We start from the raw sequence: 20,692 nt of genomic DNA, 5'->3' as shown, positions 1-20,692 counted from the left end.
ATGATCGGATTGGTTCTGGTGACTCACGGCCGTCTCGCCGCCGAGTTCATCACGGCGATGGAGCATGTGGTCGGTCCGCAGGATGCGATCGAGGGCATCTGCATCGGTCCCGAGGACGACATGGAAGCGCGCCGGGCCGACATCGCGGCGGCGGTCGCCAACGTCGACCAGGGCGACGGCGTCATCATCCTCACCGACCTGTTCGGCGGCACCCCGTCGAACCTCGCGATCAGCCTGATGAAGACCGACAAGGTCGAGGTCATCGCCGGGGTCAACCTGCCGATGCTGATCCGGCTGGAGGGCGCGCGCAAGGCGATGAACGTCCACGCCGCCGTCGCCGCCGCGCGCGAAGCGGGCCGCAAATATATCTCGGTCGCCAGCGAGATCCTCGGCGAGGCCGCCGCTTGACCTGCTCGCAGACGGTCGAGATCCGCAACCGCCGCGGTCTCCACGCGCGGGCGTCGGCCAAGTTCGTGACGCTGGCGAGCCAGCTTCCCGCCCAGATCCACGTCGCCAAGGACGGGCACAGCGTGGTCGGCACCTCGATCATGGGGCTGATGATGCTCGGCGCCGCGATCGGCGACTCGATCGAGATCCGCACCGAGGGCGACGGGGCGGAGGACTCGCTCCGCCAGCTGGTCGAGCTGGTCGAGGGCCGGTTCGGCGAGGACTGAGCCGCTGCCGCGACCATGGCGCCGGTCCCCGGATTGCGCCGACGCTCCCCTGCCCGCATTGACGAGCCCATGCCGCGCCTGATCACCTCCTTCTCCAACGAGACCGTCAAGCGGCTCCGCTCTTTGCGCGACAAGAAGGCGCGCCGGACCGAGGGCCTGTTCCTCGCAGAGGGCCTCCGAATCATCGCCGAGGCGCGCGACAGCGGCCGGCTGCCCGAGCTCATCGCCTTCTCGTCCGAGCACGGGGTCCACCCCCTCGCCACCGAGATCATCGACGCCACCGAGCGCGCGGGCGGCGACGCGCTCGAGGTGCCGTCCGAGCTGCTCGCCAAGATGAGCGGCAAGGACAATCCGCAGATGCTGATCGGCGCCTATCGCCAGTCGGACACCGCGCTCGAGCAGCTCGACCGCGCCGCCGCGCCGCTGTGGCTGGTCGCCCAGGCGCTGCGCGATCCCGGCAACATCGGCACCATCCTGCGTACCGGGGACGCGGTCGGCGCGGGCGGGCTGATCCTGGTCGACGACTGCGCCGACCCGTTCAGCGTCGAGGCGGTCCGCGCCTCGATGGGGGCGGTGTTTACGCAGGGCATCGCGGCGGCGCGCTGGGACGAGTTCCTCGCCTGGCTTCGCGGCGGCCCCGGGCAGCTGGTCGGGACCAGTCTGCGCACCGACACCGATTATCTCGACGCGCGCTATGCCGAGCCCTGCTTCATCCTCGTCGGCAACGAGCAGCAGGGCCTTCCCGCCGATTACGAGGCCCGGTGCGACCTGCTGGTGAAGATGCCCATGCTGGGCCGCGCGGACAGCCTCAACGCCGCCGTCGCGGCTGCCGTGATGGCCTTTCAGGTGCGAGCAAGCTGGCGACGCTAGACGGGCTGGCGAACGACCGAAGGAGTTGCCCGACGTGAAGACCGCCGCCCTGCTCCTGGCCGCCGCCTCGCTCGCCGGATGCGCGACGAGCGGCGCGGCACCGGTGACGCCGGAGCCGGCCGCCGCGTACCGGGCGGCGGGCGCGGGCTGGAGCCTGGCGATCGGCCGGACCATGGTCTTCACCGGCCCCGACGGCACCCGCCTCGCCCAGCCGACGCCGCGGCCGATCATCGGCTTCGCCGGCGAGATCTACCGGACGCCGCGGATGGATCTCAACATCGTTCATGCCCGCTGTATCGACGCGACGAGCGGGGCCGCCTATCCCGACAAGGTCCAGCTGACGGTCGACGGCCGGCGGTTCGACGGCTGCGGAGGACGCTAGTCATGCCGAGGACTTCCACCCTGATCGCCCCCGCCCTGCTGCTGGCCGCCGCCGCGGCGCTCGCCCGGCCCGCGCCGCCGCCGAGCAACTACCAGTACCGAGCCAGCGGGACCGAGCCGTTCTGGACGCTGACGATCGATCCCGCCCGGCTGGTCTTCACCGACCGCGGCACCGGGACGAGCATCAGCGAGGCGACCCCCAGCTCGGCGATCAGCAGCAACGGGGAGAGCTATCGCAGCGGGCGGCTGGCGATCAGCGTCACCCACACCGACTGCAGCAACGGGATGAGCGACGAGACCTACGGCGACACGGTCGAGGTCAGCGTCGACGGCGGCAAGCCCTATCGCGGCTGCGGCGGCGTCTTCGCGACCCCGCGCTCGATCGTCGGGACCAGCTGGCAGGTGCTGGCGGTGAACGGCCGCGACACGCCGGCGGCGCGGCGGCAGCGCGCCGGGATGGCGGGCGTCGACGAGGACGGCCGGCGGCGCGGCAAGCGCCAGCCGCGCGCCGAGGATCTCTACACGCTGAGCTTCGATGCCAAGGGGCGCTTCACCGGCCTGCTCGGCTGCAACCGGCTGTCGTCGCGCTACACCGCGAACGGCTGGAACGTCAGCGTCGCCCAGCCGCTCGCCGCGACCCGCAAGGCCTGCCCGGACATGAGCTTCGAGACGAGCGGGAGCGGCATCCTTGCCCGGCCCTTCGCGGTCCAGCTGCTCGAGAACGAGCGCGGGACGCTGACCGGCGCCGGAGGCACGATGGCGCTGCGGCGCATCTACTGAGCCGAGCGGCTGGCGCTATTCCGCCGCGATCTGCGGAAGCTCGTCCTCGCTGCCGTAGCGGGGGAGCGCCTCGACCGGGCTCATCGGCTCGATCTCGCGCCCGCCGGTGTCGATGTTGAGGTCGCGGAACTTGCGCGCGGAAACCAGCGAGCGGCTCTCAAACGACGCAACGAAGCTGTTGTAATTGTTGACCGCGCTCGTCAGCCCGGTGCCGACCTTGCGAAGATCGGTGGAGGCTTTGGCGAGCCGCTCGTACAGCTCCTTGCCCAGTTCCCCGATTTGCCGCGCCTCCTTGGCCAGCTTCTCCTGCCGCCACACCGCCGCGACCGTCCGAGCGATGGCGATGAGGTTGGTCGGGGTCGCCAGCAGCACCCGCCGCTCGAACGCGAAATCCCACAGCTTGTGGTCCTGCTCCAGCGCCGCAGAGAGGAAATGCTCGCCGGGGATGAACATCACCACATAGTCGGGCGCGTCGGCGAACTGGTTCCAGTAGGCCTTGTTGCCGAGCGTGTTGACGTGCGCCTTGATCGCCGCCGCATGCGCCGCGAGGTGCAGCCCGCGCTCCGCCTCGTCGACCGCGCCGAACGCGTCCTGGTAGGCGTTGAGCGAGACCTTGGCGTCGATCACCAGGCTCTGCCCGCCCGGCACCCGCACCACCGCGTCGGGCCGCAGCCGCTCGCCCTCCGACCCGGTGACGCTGACCTCGGTCGCGAAGTCGCAATGCTCGGACAGGCCGCAGCTCTCCAGCACGTTGCGGAGCTGCTGCTCGCCCCAGCGCCCGCGCGCCTTGGGGGCGTTGCGCAGTGCGTTGACCAGCTTGGCCGCCTCCGCCGAGACCCGCTCGGTCCCGCTCCGCATCGCCTCGATCTGCCCGGCGAGCGTGTTGAACTCCTTCTTGCGATCCTCCTCGACCCGGCCAACCGCCTGCTCATATTTCTCCAGCCGGTCGTGGACCGGGCGGAGCAGCGCCTTGAGGTTCTGCCCGCTATGCTCCTCCGACTGGCGGAAGCGCTGGTCGGCACGCTCGAGGAACTGCTTCTGGGCCTCGGTCAGGAGCTTGCCGCCGATCTCCGAGAAATGCGCCGTCATCGCCTCGCGCGCGGCCTTCAGTTCGTCCATCTGCGACTGGTGCGCCTTCACGCGCTCCTCGTCGGCAGCCCGCAGCGCCCGCAGTTCGCCATGCGCCGCGTCGCGCTCCCGAGTGACCTCGTTGAGCAGGGTCCTGAGCTGCTCGGCCTGCGCGCTGCGCTCGGTCGCCGCGGCCAGCTCCTGCTGCGCCTGGTCGCGCTCCCCGGTGATGGCGCGCAGCGACTGCTCGAGCGCGTCGGCCCGGCTCGCCCGTTCCCCGGCGACCGCCAGCTCCCGCTCCGCTGCGCCCGCCCGCTCGCGCAGCTGGTCGCGCTCGGTCCCGACCGGGCCCAGGCTACGCGAAGCGAGCAGCCAGCCGGCCGCCAGCCCCGCGAGCAGCGCGCCCACCGCCAGGATCACCACCATCACCGCGTCCATCAACGCCCCCGACACCAAGAGAACAGAGCGCGAACCTAGCCCGCCGCCGACCCGACCTCAAGCGGAACCTTGCCGCCTTTCATCCGTCCCTTGAAGCACCCGAGCAGGAGAGCGCCAATGTCCATCCGCAAGATGATCAGCCTTCACCCGAACAGCCGCGACCACGTCAACCAGCCGCTCGGCGACGCGGTCCACCACCTCATGTACTGCTCCAAGATGTGCCTGAGCTGCGCCGACGCCTGTCTCGCCGAGCCGATGGACATGACCCAGTGCATCCGCCTCTGCATGGACTGTTCGGACATCTGCGAAGCGACTGCCCGGCTAGGGCTTCGGCGGAACGGCGACGACCAGCCGGTACTGCGCGATCTGCTCGAGCTGTGCGCGCGCATGTGCGACGCCTGCGCCTCGGAATGCGAGAAGCACGATCACGAGCATTGCAAGCTGTGCGCGCAGATGTGCCGCGAATGCGCGGCCGACTGCCGCAACGCCGCCGAGAGCCTGCTCGAACCCGCCTAGAGGACGGCGGCCTGGCCGCGCTCGCGCTTGGCCTTCATCACCTTGCGGACGATCATGTCGCGCTTGAGCCGCGACAAATGGTCGATGAACAGCACGCCGTCGAGATGATCGACCTCGTGCTGGAGGCAGACCGACATCAGCCCGTCGAACTCGGCCTCGTGGCTTCGCCCCTCGACGTCGAGCCAGCGCGCGCGGACGATGTCCGGCCGCTCGACCTCGGCATATTGGTCGGGGATCGACAGGCAGCCCTCGTTGTAGATCTTGCGCCCGTCCGAGCGCTGCAGGATCTCGGGATTGATGAAGACGTGCGGCCGCTTGACCGGCGGGCCGGGCTCCTCGCCCTCGCCGACCGGGTCCGGATCCTGCAGGTCGATCACCACCACCCGCCGCGGTACCGCGACCTGGACCGCGGCAAGCCCGATCCCCGGCGCCTCGTACATCGTCTCGAACATGTTGCCGACGAGCGCCTTCAACTCCTCGTCGACCCGCTCGACCGGCGCACTGGTGGTGCGCAGGAGCGCGTCGGGAACCTCGATGATCGGCAGCAGGGACATGGCCCGGCCGCTACGTCAGGCCCGCTGGGCGGTCAAGCAACCGGCCGCCGCGCGCGCAGCGCCTGCGCCAGCGTGCCCTCGTCGAGATAGTCGAGCTCGCCCCCGACCGGCAGGCCATGCGCCAGCTGGGTCAGCCGGACCGGAAATTTCTCCAGCCGCTCGGCGAGGTAGTGGGCGGTGGTCTGCCCCTCGAGCGTGGCGTTCATCGCCAGCACCACCTCGTCGATCCCGCCCGCCGCGACCCGCCCGATCAGGCTGTCGATCGCGAGGTCCTCGGGGCGGATGCCCTCGAGCGCCGCGAGCCGCCCGCCCAACACATGGTAGCGCCCGGGGAACAGCCGCGAGCGGTCGAGCGCCCACAGGTCCGACACTTCCTCGACCACGCACAGGCTGGCCGCGTCGCGCCGTGGGTCGCGGCAGATCTGGCAGGGGTCGCTGGTGTCGACATTGCCGCAGGTCGAGCAGGTCGAGAGCCGGTCGGCGACCGTCTGCAGCGCGCTGAGCAGCGGCTGCAGCGCGCCCTCCCGCTTCTTCATCAGGTGCAGCACCGCCCGCCGCGCCGAGCGCGGTCCCAGCCCCGGCAGCCGCGCCAGCGCGTTGGCCAATGTCTCGATTTCGGGGGATGCCATCGCTCTGCAGATAGGAAATACGCCCGAACTTCGCCATAGGCGCGCTGATGCGCATCATCTTCATGGGTTCGCCCGACTTCGCCGTGCCGACCCTCGACGCCCTCGTCGGTGCCGGCCACGAGATCGCGGCCGTCTACTGCCAGCCGCCCCGCCCGGCTCAGCGCGGCAAGAAGCTCCAGCCGACCCCCGTCCACGCCCGCGCCGAGGCGCTCGGCCTGCCGGTCCGCCACCCCGCCAGCCTCAAGTCGCCCGAGGAGCAGAAGGCGTTCGACGATCTCGACGCCGACGTCGCGGTGGTCGCCGCCTACGGGCTGATCCTCCCCCCGCCGATCCTCGCCGCCCCCATGCTCGGCTGCGTCAACGTCCACGCCTCGCTGCTCCCGCGCTGGCGCGGCGCCGCGCCGATCCACCGCGCCGTGCTTGCCGGCGACGAGACGACCGGCGTCACCATCATGGAGATGGAGGCCGGGCTCGACACCGGCCCGATGCTGCTGGCGCAAGAGGTGAGCATCGATGGCAAGACCGGTGGCCAACTCACGGACGAACTGGCGAAACTTGGCGCCGAGCTGATGCTCCGCTGGCTCGCCGAGCCGGGCGACTATGTCCCGCAGGACCAGCCCGACGCGGGCGTCACCTACGCCGCCAAGATCGACAAGGCCGAGCTCCGCCTCGACTGGACCCGCCCCGCTCCCGAGCTCGAGCGGCAGGTCCGCGCCTTCGCTCCCGCGCCCGGCGCCTGGTTCGAGGCGAACGGCGAGCGGGTGAAGCTGCTCGCCGCGGACATCGTCGACGGCGGCGCTCCGCCCGGCACCCTGCTCGACGACCAGCTGACGATCGCTTCCGGCTCCGGCGCGCTCCGCCCGACCCTTGTCCAGCGTGCCGGTCGCGGGCCGATGCGACCCGACGAGCTGCTCCGCGGCTTCGCCATCCCGCCGGGCACCCGCCTTCCGTGACCCGCTGGAAGCTGATCCTCGAGTGGGACGGCGCGCCGTTCATGGGCTGGCAGCGCCAGGACCATGGGCCGAGCGTGCAGGCCGCGGTCGAGCGCGCCGCGAGTGCGATGACCGGCGAAGCGGTGACGGCCCACGCCGCCGGCCGCACCGACGCCGGGGTCCACGCACTCGGCATGGCCGCCCACCTCGACCTCGCCCGCGACCTCTCCCCGCACCGCCTGCGCGAGGGGCTGAATGCGCTGCTCCGGCCCGATCCGGTCGCCGTGCTCCACTGCGAGCCGGTCGCCAACGACTGGCACGCCCGCTTCTCCTGCCGCGGCCGCCGCTACTTGTACCGGATCGCCAACCGCCGCGCGCCGCTCACCCTCGACAAGGGCAAGGCGTGGCGGATCGGACCCGCGCTGAACCTCGACGCGATGCGCGAAGCGGCATCCATGCTGCTCGGAAACCACGACTTCACGACCTTCCGCTCGGTCCATTGCCAGAGCGACAGCCCGGTCAAGACGCTCGACCGGCTCGACGTCGAGCGGGTCGGCGAGGAGCTCCACGTCCACGCCGCCGCGCGCAGCTTCCTCCACCACCAGGTCCGCTCGATGGTCGGCTGCTTGGCGCTGGTCGGTCAAGGACAATGGACGCCGTCCGACATGCGCTCGGCGCTGGAGGCCCGCGACCGCAGCGCCCTCGGCTTCAACGCGCCCCCGGACGGCCTCTACTTCGTCGAAGCCCTTTACTGAGCGTCGAGATCGGCCTTCAGCGCCGCCCGGTCCAGCTTCCCGTTCGGCCCTACCGGGAGTGCCTCCCGCCACTCCACCCGCGCCGGGCGCATGTGCGGCGGCAGCTCGGCGGTCATATAGGCCCGCAGCCGCTCCTCGGCATCGTCCCCCGACGCCACCGCGAACAGCAGGATCGCCTGCCCCAGCGCCGCGTCGGGCACCCCGAATGCCGCCGCCTCCGCCACCACGCCGCTCGCCAGCGCTGCTTCCTCGACCTCGGTTGGGGAGACGCGGTTGCCGCTGACCTTGATCATCGCATCGTCGCGGCCGCGGAAGCGCAGCAGCCCGTCCGCGCCGCGCACCACCCGGTCGCCCGACCAGACCGCCGTCCCGCCTGAGCGGCTCTGCGTCGGCGCCGGGCGGAAGCGCTCGGCCGTCTTCTCCGCATCTCGCCAATAGCCCTGCGCCACCAGCGGCCCGGCATGGACCAGCTCGCCCTCCTCGTCCGGCCCGGCCTCGGTAAGCGCCTCGCGCATCACCAGCAGCTCGGCGAACGGGATCGCCGATCCCACGCTGTCCGGGTGCGCGTCGACCAGCGCCGGGTCGAGCGAGGCCGAGCGGAACGCCTCGGTCAGCCCGTACATGAGGTGCAGCCGCGCGGCCGGGAACAGGGTGCGCAGCCGCCGCACCAGCGGTTCGGGCAGATGCCCGCCGCTGTTGGTCAGCGTCCTCAGGCCCGCCCCCTCGCCCTTCGACCAGTCCGCCTCCGCCAGCTGGCGCCACAGCGGCGGCACGCCTGCCAGCACGGTGACGTCATGACGCCCGACCGCGCGCACCACGTCCTTGGGCAGGAGATAGTCGAAGCCGATCGCCTCGCCCCCCGCATGCCAGGTCGAGAGCAGCTGGTTCTGGCCATAGTCGAACGCGAGCGGCAGCACGCACAGGGTCCGGTCCCCGCCGCCCAGCCCGAGATAGTGCGCGACGCTCGCCGCCCCGAGCCACAGGTTCGCATGGCTCAGCATCACGCCCTTGGGCCGGCCGGTCGAGCCGCTGGTGTACATCAGCGCGGCGAGCGTATCGGGCGCCCACCCGGAGGCGGGCAGCGCCTGCTCCCCATTGCTCCACTCCTCGAGCGCGACCGGCACCGCCTCGGCCCGGTCGCCCTGTTCCAGCGTCTGCAGCCGGGCCGCGTTCCCGACCAGCAGCCGCGCGCCGCTGTCCGCCAGGATGTGCGCCGCCTGCGCGCGCCGCAGCACCGGGTTGACCGGAACATGCACCAGCCCCGCCCGCGCCGCGGCGAGCGGCAGGAGGCAGGCGAGGCTCGTCTTCCCCATCCAGCTCGCCACCCGGTCCCCCGGCGCCAGACCGCGCGCCCGGAGCCCCGCCGCGACCCGCCCCACCCGCTCGTCGAGCGCGCCGTAGCTGAGCCGCTCCGCGCCGACCGTCAGCGACGGCGCCCCGCGCTCGCCACACAGCGCGAGATGGTCGAGCGGACGGGGGTTGAGGTCGGGCGCCATGCCGGCGGGCTTACCGGGGCGGCGTCCCCGGCGGAACCCCGCGCCGGCTCCGCGCCAGCGCCAGCACGTAGTCGCAGATGAACTCGGTAAGATGATGGTCGTGGACGATCGCCGGGTAGCGCGAGAAGATGCTGCTCTCGTGCGGGTTGTCGAGGTGCGGCTCGATACCTGTCGCGCCGCTCTTCTTGAAGGTATTCAGAAGGTTGAACAGCAACGTGAGCAGCTCGCGGTAGGTCTCGGCCTTGTAGCGGGCGCCCTTGAACGAGCGCATGATCCCCTTGCCCGCCAGCTTGACCGTGCCCATCGAGTTGGAGACGATGAAGGCGCCGATGGCCGCGCCGGCGATCGCCATCATCTCGTGCGGCAGCGCGTGCAGGATCACCTCCATGCTGCCGCCGGAGATGATGAAGCTGCCGAACACGCAGACGAGGATCACGACGAAGCCGACCGCATTGAGCACGGTGTGACAGTCCCTTCCTGCAAGCCGAGGACAGGCTCGTTATAGGAAGGCGGCCCGGCGGCCCGGCCCGGTTCGTCCCAATTTCGTCCGCTCGGGAGCGGCGCCCGTCGCCGGCATCCTATGATGGCGGTGGGAGGATCCATGTCCCTGGCCAGCTACTCGCGGGCGCAGACGCTCGCCGAACATCCCCGTACGACCGAATATCGGCTGATCGCGCAGGTCACCGCTCAGGTGCAGGCGCAATGGGCGCATGGGCTGCGCGGCGCCGCCCTCGTCCCGGTCCTCCACCGCAACCGCGAGATGTGGAGCGCCTTCGCCGCCGACTGCGCGGCCGCGGGCAACGGGCTGCCGGACGGGCTGCGTGCGGCGATCATCTCTCTTTCGCTGTGGGTCGACCGCTTCACCAGCGGAGTGGTGCGCGGCGAGGAGGACATCGAGCCGCTGCTCGAGGTCAATCGCAGCATCATGGAGGGTCTGGCCGCAGCCGGTTCCGCGACATTGCCGAAGCTTCATTCGGTCGCCAGCCGGGAGTGAGCGGCCGCGCCGCATAGAGGCCTGGCACGCGTTCCCACACCTGCGCGTACCGGCGGCTGTTTTCTCCCAAGATCAGTCGACGTCACGGGACCAGTCCGGCGGCTCCCTCGCGCAGGGCTGGTCCCGTCCCTACTCCTCCTTGCTACCATCCGCCCGAGCGTTCGCCGCCCCTTGCCTTTGCCGGCGAACAGGCCGACGCTGGCCGTCCTGAAGAGCGCGTGAGCGCCTTCGCGCGACTCGCGCGCCCGAGGACAAGGACACCCCGGACGAAGGAGAGTCGCATGCCTGGAACCCACAACGGCACGAGAGCCGTCGCGCTGGTCGGACCCGCCGGCGCGGGAAAGACCAGCCTCGCCGAGGCGCTGCTGTTCGCGTCCGGAACCATCGACCGCCAGGGCAGCACCGGTAACGGCACCAGCATCGGTGATTCGAGCCCCGAGGCGCGCGCCCGCGGCGGCTCGACCGAACTCAACCTTCTCCACTTCGATTATCTCGGCGAGCATTTCGCGCTGATCGACGTGCCCGGTGCCACCGGCTTTGCCGCCGATGGCGCGCGGGCGCTGGCAGTCGCCGACCTTGCCATCGTGGTGGTCGACGCGGACCCGGCGCGTGCCCCCCTCGCCGCGCCGGCGCTCCGGATGCTCGACGAACTCGGAGTCCCGCACCTCCTCTTCGTGAACCGCATCGACCAGGCCCGGGGCCAGATCCGCGCGCTGCTCGAGGCCTTGCAGCCGATGAGCGTGTCGCCGCTGATCGCGCGGCAGATCCCGATCCGCGAAGGCGAGAAGGTCACCGGCTTTGTCGATGTCGCGCTGGAGCGCGCCTTCCATTATGTCGCCGGCAGGCCGTCTGAGCGGATCGACATTCCCGCCGAGGTCGCCGGGCGCGAGGCCGAGGAGCGGACCCACCTGCTCGAGCATCTCGCCGACCATGACGACGCGTTGCTGGAGCAGCTGCTCAATGAGGAGACGCCCGAAGCCGCGCGCGTGTTCGGCGACCTTGCCCGCGAGACCGGCGAGAACATGGCGGTGCCGGTTCTATTCGGCTCGGCGACCAACGGCTTCGGCGTCCGGCGGCTCCTCAAGGCACTCCGCCACGAGTGCCCCGAGGCCGCCCGCACCGCCGAGCGGCTCGGGGTCGAGGCACCGTCTCTCTACGCCTTCAAGATCAGTCACGGGGGCACTGCCGGGCGCCTCCTTTACGGACGGGCGCTTGGCGGCTCGATCGCGGAAGGGAGCGAGCTTCGGCAGGGGCACGGCCAGCGGCTCGGCGCGATCTTCTCCTTACAGGGCGACAAGCTGCAGAAGGCGGGCACGGCGCGGGACGGCGATGTGGTCGCGGTGGCCAAGATGGACGAGTTCAAGGCCGGCGAGTGGCTCTCGCAGGGGCCGCTGCCGCCCGCGATCGACGTGCCCCTGCCTGCGCTCAACTGCAGCCTCGCGATCGAGCCGGCCGACCGCAAGGACGACGTCAAGCTGTCCGGCGCGCTGGCCCGGCTGGTCGAGGAAGACCCGACGCTGCGGCTGGAGCATGACGAGGCGAGCCACGAGATGCGCCTGTCCGGGGTCAACGACGAGCAGCTGCAGACCGCACTGGCCCGGTTGAAGCGACGCTACGGGGTCGGGGTGAACAGCCGGGCGCCATCGATCGGGTACCGCGAGTCGATCCGCAAGCCGGTGACCCAGCGCGGACGGCACAAGAAGCAGTCGGGCGGCCATGGGCAGTTCGGCGACGTGATCATCGAGGTTCGCCCGCTCGGGCGCGGCGACGGGATCGTCTTCGAGGAGAAGATCCATGGCGGCGCCATCCCGAGACAGTGGATTCCCGCGGTCGAGCAGGGCGTCCGCGACGCTTGTCAAAAGGGCCCGTTGGGCTTTCCCGTGGTGGACGTCGCGGTGACCCTCGTCGACGGCAGCTACCACAGCGTGGATTCGAGCGAGCTGGCGTTCCGCACCGCCGGCCGGATCGCTATGGCGGAGGCGCTCGCCGCTGCCTCGCCGAACCTTCTCGAGCCGATGCAGCGGGTGATGGTCGTCGCGCCCGGAAACGCAAGTTCGCGGGTCTCCTCGACCGTGGCCGGCCGCCGCGGGCAGATGCTCGGCATGGGTCCGCGCGACGGTTGGGATGGCTGGGACCGTGTCGACGCGCTGATCCCCGAGGCCGAGCTGGCCGGACTGGAAGCCGAGCTCCGCTCGCTGAGCCAAGGGCTGGCGACCTATGAGGCGGCCTACGACCACCTCGCGGAGCTGAACGGTCCGCTGGCGGAGAAAGTAGTAAAGCAGCGGTCGCCGGAGCCGGCCTAGCGCCTCAAGCTCTCATCCGGGCAACGGCGTGAAGGCTGAGCGAGGATCAGCCTAGGCCCGCTACCACGGCGACCGGCTGCCAGTGTCCGAGCCGGTGGACAGTCGCGAAGTCCGCCGGAAAGTCGCGGCCACCGTGGATGCCGCCGGTCACGAACACGCAATCGATCCCGGCCCGGGCTGCCCCCAGTACGTCCGTGACCAGCCCGTCGCCGATCGCCAGCACATTTTCGCGCGGCGGGCGGCCGGCGCGCTCCAAAGCATAGTCATAGATCGGCGCGTGCGGCTTGCCGTACCAACGCACCGTGCCGCCCAGCGTCTCGTAAATGTCCGCCAGCGCCCCCGCGCAGGCTTCCTCCGCCCCCTCCCGCATGACGATCCGGTCGGGGTTCAGGCAGTGCATCAGCACACCCGCGGCGGCCCAGCGCTCGAGATCGGGTCCATATTGCTCGGGCCGGTTACGCCGCTCGTCGAGGCCGGCGCAGGCGAGCTCGGAATAACCCTCGTCGACGATCTCCAGCCCGCGCCCGACATAGTCGGCGCGGTCGGCGGCCGTGCCGAGGAACCCGACCGGTCGGCCCTGGAGAGCCGCGATCCCCGCCTCGCCGCTGCTCGCGACCCCGTCGTAGGCCGAACGCGGCAGTCCGATGCGGTCGAGCGCACGCTCCACCGCCGCCTCGCTGCGCGGCGCGTTGGTCAGGAGGAGGATCGACCGCCCCTCCCGCTTCCAGCCGAGCAGCCGCTCGCAGGCGCCGGGGTAAAGCCTGCCGCCGTCGTGGACCACGCCCCAGATGTCGCAAAATACGGTGGAATATCGCGCCGGCAGCGCGTCGAGGAAGCCGCTCATCACCCGCGCGCCTACAAGCTTGACGCCGTTCCACCAACAAGCTTGAGTCCCTGCGATCACGACGGGTGCCTTCAAGCCAACCGGCCGCCGCCCGTCCCAGCAATGCTCGTCGCTGCGCTCCTCGCAATGACGGTGGAGGGGAAGACACAGTGGCGAAACGCCTCACCTGGTACATCTTGGGCGCGCTCGTCCTCGGCATCATCGCCGGCTGGGCGATCAACACGGGGGTCGACAGCGGAACGCCGGAAAGCGCCGCCCGGCTGAAGGACATCGCCGGCTACTTCGGGATCGTCACCACCCTCTTCCTGCGCCTCATCAAGATGATCATCGCGCCGCTCGTCTTCTCGACGCTCGTCGCGGGGATCGCCCACATGGGCGACACCGCCGCGCTCGGCCGGGTGGGGCTGCGCTCGCTCAGCTGGTTCATCACCGCCAGCCTCATTTCGCTGACGCTCGGCCTGCTGCTGGTCAACCTGCTCCAGCCGGGGGTGGGTCTGAACCTGCCGCTGCCCGACGTCACCGCGGCGAGCGGCGTCGAGACCAAGGCGTTCAACCTCAAGGACTTCATCACCCACCTCGTGCCCGCCTCGATGATCCAGGCGATGGCCGAGAACGAGATCCTGCAGATCGTCATCTTTTCGCTGTTCGTCGGGGTCGCGATCACCGCGGTGGGCGACGTCGCCCGGCCGCTCGTCCGTGCCGTCGAGGCGCTGGTCGCGGTGATGCTGCAGGTCACCAGCTACGTGATGCGCCTCGCCCCGCTGGCGGTATTCGCCGCGGTCACCAGCGCCGTCACCGAGCAGGGCATCGGCATCCTCACCACATTCGGCAAGTTCATCGGCAGCTTTTACCTCGGGCTGGTGATCCTGTGGGCGATCCTCGTTGGAATCGCCTTCCTCGCCGTGGGGCGCCGGGCGAGCCACCTCGTCCGCTACGTCCGTGATCCGCTGGTGCTCGCCTTCTCGACCGCGAGCAGCGAGGCCGCCTATCCCCGCACCCTCGAGGCGCTGGAGAAGTTCGGCGTCCCGCCGCGCATCGCCAGCTTCGTCCTGCCGCTCGGCTACAGCTTCAACCTCGACGGCTCGATGATGTACATGACCTTCGCGTCGATCTTCATCGCGCAGGCCTACGGAATCGACCTCAGCCTGGGCCAAGAGATCACCATGCTGCTGGTGCTGATGATAACCAGTAAGGGCATCGCCGGCGTGCCCCGCGCGAGCCTGGTCGTGATCGCCGCCACCTTGTCGCTGTTCAAGATCCCCGAGGCCGGCCTTTTGCTCATCCTCGCCGTCGACCACTTCCTCGACATGGGGCGCTCGGCCACCAACGTGGTCGGCAATGCGGTGGCCGCGGTGCTCGTCGCCAAGTGGGAGGGCGTGGTCGAACCCGAGCTCCCGGTCGACGCGGACCATCCCCACGCGCCGACGCATCGGACGGGACCGGTGGTGGAGAGCCGCTAGGCGAGCGCAGCGGACTGCAGGCTTACAGCTTCGGTTGCCTAGGTCTGCCCTGATGAGAGTTAGGCGAGCACCGCTTCCGGGCTGGCCGGCGGGACCGTGAACCATTGCGGCCCGCTCTCGGTCATGTGGAAACAATCCTCCAGCCGCACCCCGAACGAGCCGGGCAGATAGATCCCCGGTTCGTTGGAAAAGCACATGCCTGTAGCCAGCGCGGTCGGTTCCCCGTGGACCAGGTTGACCGGCTCGTGGCCTTCCATGCCGATCCCGTGCCCGGTCCGGTGCGACAAGCCGGGAAGCTGGTAGCCGGGACCATAGCCCCAGCTGGTGTAGGCGGCGCGGACCGCATCGTCGACGCTGCCGGCGGGGGCGCCGAGCTTCGCCGCGGCCATGGCGATCTCCTGCCCGCGCCGGACTTGCGTCCAGACTTTCTTCTGCTGCGGGGTCGGGTCGGCACCGAACACGAAAGTCCGGCTGATGTCGCTTTCGTAGCCGTGGACCGAGCAGCCGCAGTCCATCAGCACCACCTCGCCGCGCCGTACCGACTGCGGCTTGTGGCTGCCGTGCGGATAGGCCGCTGCTTCGCCGAGCAGCACCAGACCGCCATCGGTTCGTCCACCCATCGCTACGGTGGCGGCGGTGATCATCGCGTCGATGTCGCCCGGGCTCATCCCCGCCTTCACCCGCCGACCGGCATGCCGGATCGCGGCCAGCGTGATGTCGTTTGCCGCCTGCATCAGCGCCAGCTCGGACGCGGTCTTCACCATCCGCAGCCGGCGGACGACCGGATTGGCGGTCGTGAAGCGCAGCGCGGGCAGCTGCTGGCGCAGGCGTTCGAGGATGAAGTAGCGATTGGTCTCCTCAAAGCCGACCGGCGCACCCGCCACCTGCCGCTCGCGCAGAACGTCGGCGACGAGCTTGAGCGGCTCCTCATCCTCGTTCCAGGTGCGGATCTCGGCCTTGACCGCGAGACTCTCCGCCACCGACGGGCGCTCGAAGAAAGGAGTGACAATGACCGGGTCGCCCTCGACGGGCACGATCGCCGCGGTCAGCCGCTCCGAGCGCCACCACTGGACACCCGTCAGATAGTCCAGGCTCGCGCCAGGCTCGACGATCACCGCGCCGATCCCGGTGACCCGCATCAGCCCGCGCGCCCGCTCCAGCCGGGCCTCGCGCTCCGCGACGCCAATTGGGGGCGGCAGCACGCGCTTCCGGAGCTCGCCCGCCTCGCCGATCGCGGTCCGTGCGAGGCCGGTCGTCGGTAGCAGCGCGGCGGCGAGCCCAGAGGCGAGCGCCGCGCGCCGATCAAGCAAAGGCATAGGTGCCGCCGCTCTTCAGCGCCCGCTGATAGGCCGGCCGCGCATGGATCCGCTCCAGCCAAGCCCAGATATATTTGCGATCGGCGCCCAGCCCGGCGCGCGCCTTCGCCGCTTCGAGCGGGAAGCTCATCATGATGTCGGCACCGGTCAGCTCGTCGCCCGCGAAATAGGGCCGTGCCGACAGCTCCGAATCGAGCCAGTCGAGGTGGCGCGAGAACATCGCCAGCAGCGGCTTGCGCGCCGGTCGCCCGAGCAGCCCCAAGCGCTGCACCACCAGCAACGACAGCAGGGGCGGCATCAGCGACCCTTCGGCGTAGTGGAGATATTGGCGGTAACGCAGCGCGTTGCAGCGATCCTCCGGAGCCCCCAGCCGGCCCGTCTTCGCCACCAGATACTCGACGATTGCGCCGCTTTCCATGATGAGCAGCCCGTCGTCCTGGATCATCGGCGACTTGCCGAGCGGATGCACCCGCTTCAGCTCCGCCGGCGCCAGCATCGTCTTGGGGTCGCGCGCATAGCGCTTGATCGAATAAGGCAGCTCAAGCTCCTCGAGCATCCACAGGATGCGCTGGCTTCGGCTGTTCTCCAGATGATGAACGATAATCGTCATCCGCCTTACTCCCCCTAGGCAGACCAACAACACGCGTCGGCGCGACTCCCTGTTGCAACGAAGGATGGCACTATCAAGGCGATTTTCGCAGATTGAAGCCGGCTCCGGCATGCGCGACAAGGCGGCGGTGAGCCTCACCCCTGCTTTCCTCGACGAGCTGCGCGCCCGCACTCTCCTGTCTTCGGTCATCGCGCCGAAGGTCAAGCTCACCCGTGCCGGGCGGGAGTGGAAGGCCTGCTGCCCGTTTCACCAGGAAAAGACGCCCAGCTTCACGATCAACGACGAGAAGGGCTTCTATCATTGCTTCGGCTGCGGCGCGCACGGGGACGCGATCCGCTTCCTGACTGAAGCCGGCGGGCTGCCCTTCATGGAGGCGGTGAAGGAGCTGGCCGGCAAGGCGGGCATGGACGTCCCCGCGCCCGACCCTCGCGCCCGCGAGAAGCAGGAGCGAACGGCGAGCCTGACCGACGTGACCGCCGCCGCGCAGCGATGGTTCGCCGAGCAGCTGGCCGGGATCGATGGCGCCCCCGCCCGCGAGTATCTGAAGCGGCGCGCAATCGACGCGGCGGCGGTCCAGCGCTTCGGCATCGGCTTCGCCCCGGAGGGTCGCGGCCGGCTGAAGAACGCGCTGGCGACGCTCGGCGAGGACCGGCTCGTCGAGACGGGCATGCTGATCAGACCAGATTCGGGCGAAACCTACGACCGCTTCCGCGGTCGACTGATGATCCCGATCCGCGACGTGCGCAAGCGGGTGATCGGGTTCGGCGGCCGGATCATCGGCGAGGGCGAGCCCAAATATCTGAACTCGCCCGAGACGATCCTATTCGACAAGGGCCGCACCCTCTACAATATCGACCTCGCCAGTCCCGCCAGCCGGACCGCCCGGCGGCTGATTGCGGTCGAGGGGTACATGGACGTGATCGCGCTCGATCGCGCCGGGATCGCAGAAGCCGTCGCCCCCAACGGAACCGCGGTCACCGAGGCGCAGCTCGAGCGAATGTGGAGGCTCGATCCCGCGCCGATCCTCTGCTTCGATGGCGACAGCGCGGGGCAGAAGGCCGCAATACGCGCCGCCGCCCGTGCCCTCCCCTTCCTCTCGGCCGAACGGACACTCCGCTTCGTCGCGCTTCCCCCCGGCCAGGATCCGGATGATCTCGTTCGAGCGGGCGGCCGGGACGCCATCGAGCGACTGCTTTCCGCGCCCGAGCCGCTGGTCGACCGGGTCTGGCGGCACGAAGCGGAAGCAGCGCCGCTGACCACGCCCGAGGAGCGCGCCGGGCTCCGCCAGCGCCTGCTCGCCCATGTCTCCGCGATCGGCGACAAGGGTCTTGCCCAGCTCTATCGCGACGAGTGGATGCAGCGGTTCGACGCCCTCGTCCGGCCGCAGCGCGGAGGCCCGGGCCGCCCCTTCGAGCGACGCGGCCGCTACGTGAAGGGCAAGGGCTTCGTCCCGCCCGAGCCGCCGACCCTTGCCCAGACCCGGGTCATCGGGCAGCGCGGTTTGCAGGACGAGACCCTCCGCGCCGTCCTACTCGGCTTCACGCTGTTCCCCGCCGCGCTCGCCGACCATTCCGAGGCTCTCGCGCACCTCATGATCGCTGACCCGGGACAGGCCCGCTGGCGCGATCGGCTGGTGGATGCGGCGATGGATGGCACGCTTCTTGATCGCGAGGGACTGCGCACCATATTGGAAGCCAACGGCACGGCATTGCCGACGTCCGACGAGCGTTCCTCGGTGGCCTATACCTTCACCCGCGAAGAGAGCGAACCGACCCTGGCCCTGCGGGACCTGGGCGAAGCGGTCGACACTCTCGCCCGGGAGCACGAGGTAGCGGCAGCGCTCGACCGGGCGACGGCGCGGCTTCAGGCCGGAGACGAGGCAGCCTTTGCCGAACAGGTGCGGCTGCTGCGTCTCAAGCGGGAAAACAACGAACGGCTGGCGTCCTTGGCAGTCAGCGATTAAGCGGCTCGATCAACATGGCAAAGAACGAAGCAATCGACACCGAACAGCAGGAAGGCGGCGACGCCCCGCTGCTCGACCTCAACGACGCCGCGGTCAAGAAGCTGATCGCGCGCGCCAAGAAGCGTGGCTTCGTCACTTATGACGAGCTGAACGAAGCGCTTCCGCAGGACCAGATGTCGTCCGAGCAGATCGAGGATGTGATGTCCGCCATCTCGGAAATGGGCATCAACATCGTCGAGAACGAGGACAAGGACGGCGAGGAAGGCGAGGACACGAGCTCGCAAGCGGACGACGAGGAAGAGGTCGATCCGCTCGACGACGGCGGCCCGCGCCCCGCCGCGGCGACCAAGAAGGAGCCGACCGACCGCACCGACGACCCCGTGCGCATGTACCTGCGCGAGATGGGTGCCGTCGAGCTCCTCTCCCGCGAGGGCGAGATTGCGATCGCCAAGCGGATCGAGGCCGGCCGCGACACGATGATCTGGGGGCTGTGCGAGAGCCCGATCACCTTCAACGCCATCATCGACTGGTCCGAGGCCCTCAACGAGGGGCGGATGCAGCTGCGCGAGATCCTCGATCTCGAGGCGATGCTGTCCAAGGGTCCGACCGCCGAGCAGATCAGCGCCTCGGAGGAAGAAGGCGAGGGCGACGACGAGATCAGCGAGAAGGTTGCCGGCCCGACCATCAAGGAAGAGGAAGACGTCGAGGAGGAGCCCGCCGCCGAAGGCGAGGACGACGACATGGTCGAGCGGCGCACCCCGCGCCCGGCCGACGACGACGAAGACGACAACACTCTCTCGCTCGCCCAGATGGAAGAGACGCTGAAGCCCTCAGCGCTCGAGAAATTCGCCGCGATCACCGCGCTCTACAAGCGATTCGGCAAGCTCCAGGAAGCCCGCCTCGCCGCGCTCGGCACCGGCCAGTCCTATGCCGCCGGCGAAGAGAAGAAGTACCAGGCGCTGCGCGAGGAGCTCACCGCCGAGGTCGAGAGCGTGCAGTTCCATGCCGCCAAGATCGAATATCTCGTCGAGCAGCTCTACAACTTCAACCGGCGCCTAACCGCGCTCGGCGGCCAGATGCTTCGCCTCGCCGAGCGGCACCGGGTCAACCGCAAGTCGTTCCTCGACGAGTATATGGGTCATGAGCTGGATGACAGCTGGCTCGACCGGGTCGGCAAGCTCGACAAGAAGTGGGCCGCCTTCGCCAGCGCGGAGGGCGACACCGTTGCGCGCATCCGCAACGAGATCGCCGAGATTTCGCAGTCGACCGGAATGGCGCTCCCCGAGTTCCGGCGGATCGTCAACCAGGTCCAGAAAGGCGAGCGCGAGGCGCGGATCGCCAAGAAGGAGATGGTCGAGGCCAACCTCCGCCTCGTGATCTCGATCGCCAAGAAATACACCAACCGCGGGTTGCAATTTCTCGACCTCATCCAGGAAGGCAACATCGGCCTGATGAAGGCGGTCGACAAGTTCGAGTATCGCCGCGGCTATAAATTCTCGACCTACGCGACCTGGTGGATCCGGCAGGCAATCACCCGCTCGATCGCCGACCAGGCGCGGACCATCCGCATCCCGGTCCACATGATCGAGACGATTAACAAGCTGGTCCGCACCGGCCGCCAGTTCCTCCACGAGACGGGCCGCGACCCGACGCCGGAAGAACTCGCCGAGCGCCTCTCGATGCCGCTCGAGAAGGTCCGCAAGGTGATGAAGATCGCCAAGGAGCCGATCAGCCTCGAGACCCCGATCGGCGACGAGGAGGACAGCCACCTCGGCGACTTCATCGAGGACAAGAATGCGGTCATTCCTGTCGACGCGGCGATCCAGGCCAACCTCAAGGAAACGGTCACCCGGGTCCTCGCCTCCCTCACTCCGCGCGAAGAGCGCGTGCTGCGCATGCGCTTCGGCATCGGCATGAACACCGATCATACGCTCGAGGAAGTCGGCCAGCAGTTCAGCGTCACCCGCGAGCGCATCCGCCAGATCGAGGCGAAGGCGCTCAGGAAGCTCAAGCACCCGAGCCGGTCTCGCAAGATGCGGTCGTTCCTCGACCAGTAGGGCTCACGCTCCTCTCGCTCGCGGGAGGAGCTGTCTTCCCCGCACCGATCGT

General features: G+C 69.7%; 21 protein-coding genes. 13 read left to right on the top strand and 8 right to left on the bottom strand.

What is annotated here, in order from left to right; all coding sequences use genetic code 11:
• The 5 genes from HMF7854_RS09185 to HMF7854_RS09170 all read left to right on the top strand — a co-directional run bounded on the left by HMF7854_RS09185 (position 1) and on the right by HMF7854_RS09170 (position 2,705).
• The gene (locus HMF7854_RS09185) at positions 1 to 408 is read left to right on the top strand and encodes a PTS sugar transporter subunit IIA (protein WP_126718820.1); all 408 of its coding nucleotides are present in this window, start codon (positions 1 to 3) and stop codon (positions 406 to 408) included.
• Positions 405 to 674 carry an HPr family phosphocarrier protein gene (locus HMF7854_RS09180; RefSeq protein ID WP_126718819.1) on the top strand — a complete coding sequence of 90 codons (270 nt, stop codon included), beginning with the start codon at positions 405 to 407 and terminating at the stop codon, positions 672 to 674. The genes HMF7854_RS09185 and HMF7854_RS09180 overlap by 4 nt, the downstream gene beginning before the upstream one ends.
• 69 nt (positions 675 to 743) lie before the next feature.
• Positions 744 to 1,544, top strand: coding sequence for a TrmH family RNA methyltransferase (locus HMF7854_RS09175; RefSeq protein ID WP_126718818.1), 801 nt, complete (start codon positions 744 to 746; stop codon positions 1,542 to 1,544).
• A gap of 34 nt (positions 1,545 to 1,578) precedes the next feature.
• Positions 1,579 to 1,926, top strand: a complete 348-nt coding sequence (locus HMF7854_RS15770) for a hypothetical protein (protein WP_185829224.1) — start codon at positions 1,579 to 1,581, stop codon at positions 1,924 to 1,926.
• A gap of 2 nt (positions 1,927 to 1,928) precedes the next feature.
• The gene (locus tag HMF7854_RS09170) at positions 1,929 to 2,705 is read left to right on the top strand and encodes an META domain-containing protein (protein WP_185829223.1); all 777 of its coding nucleotides are present in this window, start codon (positions 1,929 to 1,931) and stop codon (positions 2,703 to 2,705) included.
• A 15-nt stretch (positions 2,706 to 2,720) separates the two neighbouring features.
• Here the strand turns inward: HMF7854_RS09170 and HMF7854_RS09165 are convergent, their stop codons facing one another.
• A complete protein-coding gene (locus tag HMF7854_RS09165) occupies positions 2,721 to 4,211 on the bottom strand; it encodes a DNA recombination protein RmuC (protein WP_126720152.1) in 1,491 nt (496 codons plus the stop codon).
• A 117-nt stretch (positions 4,212 to 4,328) separates the two neighbouring features.
• Here HMF7854_RS09165 and HMF7854_RS09160 point away from each other — a divergent pair, with 117 nt between their 5' ends.
• A complete protein-coding gene (locus HMF7854_RS09160; protein WP_126718816.1) occupies positions 4,329 to 4,727 on the top strand; it encodes a four-helix bundle copper-binding protein in 399 nt (132 codons plus the stop codon).
• On the opposite strand, the gene def is transcribed toward HMF7854_RS09160, so the two are convergent.
• Both def and recR read right to left on the bottom strand, forming a co-directional pair.
• Positions 4,724 to 5,281 carry a peptide deformylase gene (gene def, locus HMF7854_RS09155; protein WP_126718815.1) on the bottom strand — a complete coding sequence of 186 codons (558 nt, stop codon included), beginning with the start codon at positions 5,279 to 5,281 and terminating at the stop codon, positions 4,724 to 4,726. The two genes, HMF7854_RS09160 and def, sit on opposite strands and share 4 nt — an antisense overlap.
• 32 nt (positions 5,282 to 5,313) lie before the next feature.
• Positions 5,314 to 5,910, bottom strand: coding sequence for a recombination mediator RecR (recR, locus tag HMF7854_RS09150; protein WP_126718814.1), 597 nt, complete (start codon positions 5,908 to 5,910; stop codon positions 5,314 to 5,316).
• Positions 5,911 to 5,957: 47 nt separating this feature from the next.
• Between recR and fmt the strand changes: the two genes are divergently transcribed.
• Positions 5,958 to 6,863 carry a methionyl-tRNA formyltransferase gene (fmt, locus tag HMF7854_RS09145; RefSeq protein ID WP_126718813.1) on the top strand — a complete coding sequence of 302 codons (906 nt, stop codon included), beginning with the start codon at positions 5,958 to 5,960 and terminating at the stop codon, positions 6,861 to 6,863.
• A complete protein-coding gene (gene truA, locus HMF7854_RS09140) occupies positions 6,860 to 7,597 on the top strand; it encodes a tRNA pseudouridine(38-40) synthase TruA (RefSeq protein ID WP_126718812.1) in 738 nt (245 codons plus the stop codon). The genes fmt and truA overlap by 4 nt, the downstream gene beginning before the upstream one ends.
• Here truA and HMF7854_RS09135 read toward each other — a convergent pair.
• On the bottom strand, positions 7,591 to 9,093 hold the full coding sequence (locus HMF7854_RS09135) for an acyl-CoA ligase (AMP-forming), exosortase A system-associated (protein ID WP_126718811.1): 1,503 nt from the start codon (positions 9,091 to 9,093) through the stop codon (positions 7,591 to 7,593). The two genes, truA and HMF7854_RS09135, sit on opposite strands and share 7 nt — an antisense overlap.
• Before the next feature lie 10 nt (positions 9,094 to 9,103).
• Complete coding sequence (locus HMF7854_RS09130) at positions 9,104 to 9,553, bottom strand: motility-associated protein (protein WP_185829222.1); 450 nt, start codon at positions 9,551 to 9,553, stop codon at positions 9,104 to 9,106.
• A gap of 141 nt (positions 9,554 to 9,694) precedes the next feature.
• Here HMF7854_RS09130 and flaF point away from each other — a divergent pair, with 141 nt between their 5' ends.
• Both flaF and HMF7854_RS09120 read left to right on the top strand, forming a co-directional pair.
• Positions 9,695 to 10,087, top strand: coding sequence for a flagellar biosynthesis regulator FlaF (gene flaF, locus HMF7854_RS09125; RefSeq protein WP_126718810.1), 393 nt, complete (start codon positions 9,695 to 9,697; stop codon positions 10,085 to 10,087).
• A 281-nt stretch (positions 10,088 to 10,368) separates the two neighbouring features.
• Positions 10,369 to 12,390: an elongation factor G gene (locus HMF7854_RS09120; protein WP_126718809.1), complete on the top strand. Its 2,022-nt coding sequence runs from the start codon at positions 10,369 to 10,371 to the stop codon at positions 12,388 to 12,390.
• A 46-nt stretch (positions 12,391 to 12,436) separates the two neighbouring features.
• Here HMF7854_RS09120 and HMF7854_RS09115 read toward each other — a convergent pair whose 3' ends face one another.
• Positions 12,437 to 13,234, bottom strand: a complete 798-nt coding sequence (locus HMF7854_RS09115; RefSeq protein ID WP_126718808.1) for an HAD-IIA family hydrolase — start codon at positions 13,232 to 13,234, stop codon at positions 12,437 to 12,439.
• Positions 13,235 to 13,383: 149 nt separating this feature from the next.
• Between HMF7854_RS09115 and HMF7854_RS09110 the strand changes: the two genes are divergently transcribed.
• On the top strand, positions 13,384 to 14,694 hold the full coding sequence (locus HMF7854_RS09110; RefSeq protein WP_126718807.1) for a dicarboxylate/amino acid:cation symporter: 1,311 nt from the start codon (positions 13,384 to 13,386) through the stop codon (positions 14,692 to 14,694).
• A gap of 59 nt (positions 14,695 to 14,753) precedes the next feature.
• Here the strand turns inward: HMF7854_RS09110 and HMF7854_RS09105 are convergent, their stop codons facing one another.
• Both HMF7854_RS09105 and HMF7854_RS09100 read right to left on the bottom strand, forming a co-directional pair.
• Positions 14,754 to 16,010 (bottom strand): M24 family metallopeptidase, encoded by a 1,257-nt coding sequence (locus HMF7854_RS09105; RefSeq protein ID WP_126718806.1) that lies wholly within the window; start codon positions 16,008 to 16,010, stop codon positions 14,754 to 14,756.
• A complete protein-coding gene (locus HMF7854_RS09100; protein WP_126718805.1) occupies positions 15,997 to 16,620 on the bottom strand; it encodes a glutathione S-transferase family protein in 624 nt (207 codons plus the stop codon). The genes HMF7854_RS09105 and HMF7854_RS09100 overlap by 14 nt, the downstream gene beginning before the upstream one ends.
• A gap of 127 nt (positions 16,621 to 16,747) precedes the next feature.
• Here HMF7854_RS09100 and dnaG point away from each other — a divergent pair, with 127 nt between their 5' ends.
• Both dnaG and rpoD read left to right on the top strand, forming a co-directional pair.
• Entirely contained in the window at positions 16,748 to 18,583 is a 1,836-nt protein-coding gene (dnaG, locus tag HMF7854_RS09095; RefSeq protein ID WP_126720151.1) for a DNA primase, read from the top strand.
• A 14-nt stretch (positions 18,584 to 18,597) separates the two neighbouring features.
• Positions 18,598 to 20,640, top strand: a complete 2,043-nt coding sequence (gene rpoD, locus HMF7854_RS09090; RefSeq protein ID WP_126718804.1) for an RNA polymerase sigma factor RpoD — start codon at positions 18,598 to 18,600, stop codon at positions 20,638 to 20,640.
• Positions 20,641 to 20,692 lie beyond the last annotated feature (52 nt).

Origin of the sequence: Sphingomonas ginkgonis (assembly GCF_003970925.1) — a bacterium.
Lineage (GTDB): Bacteria > Pseudomonadota > Alphaproteobacteria > Sphingomonadales > Sphingomonadaceae > Sphingomicrobium > Sphingomicrobium ginkgonis.
Note: the sequence above shows the minus strand (reverse complement) of the source record. Positions and strands in the feature narration are given on the sequence as shown.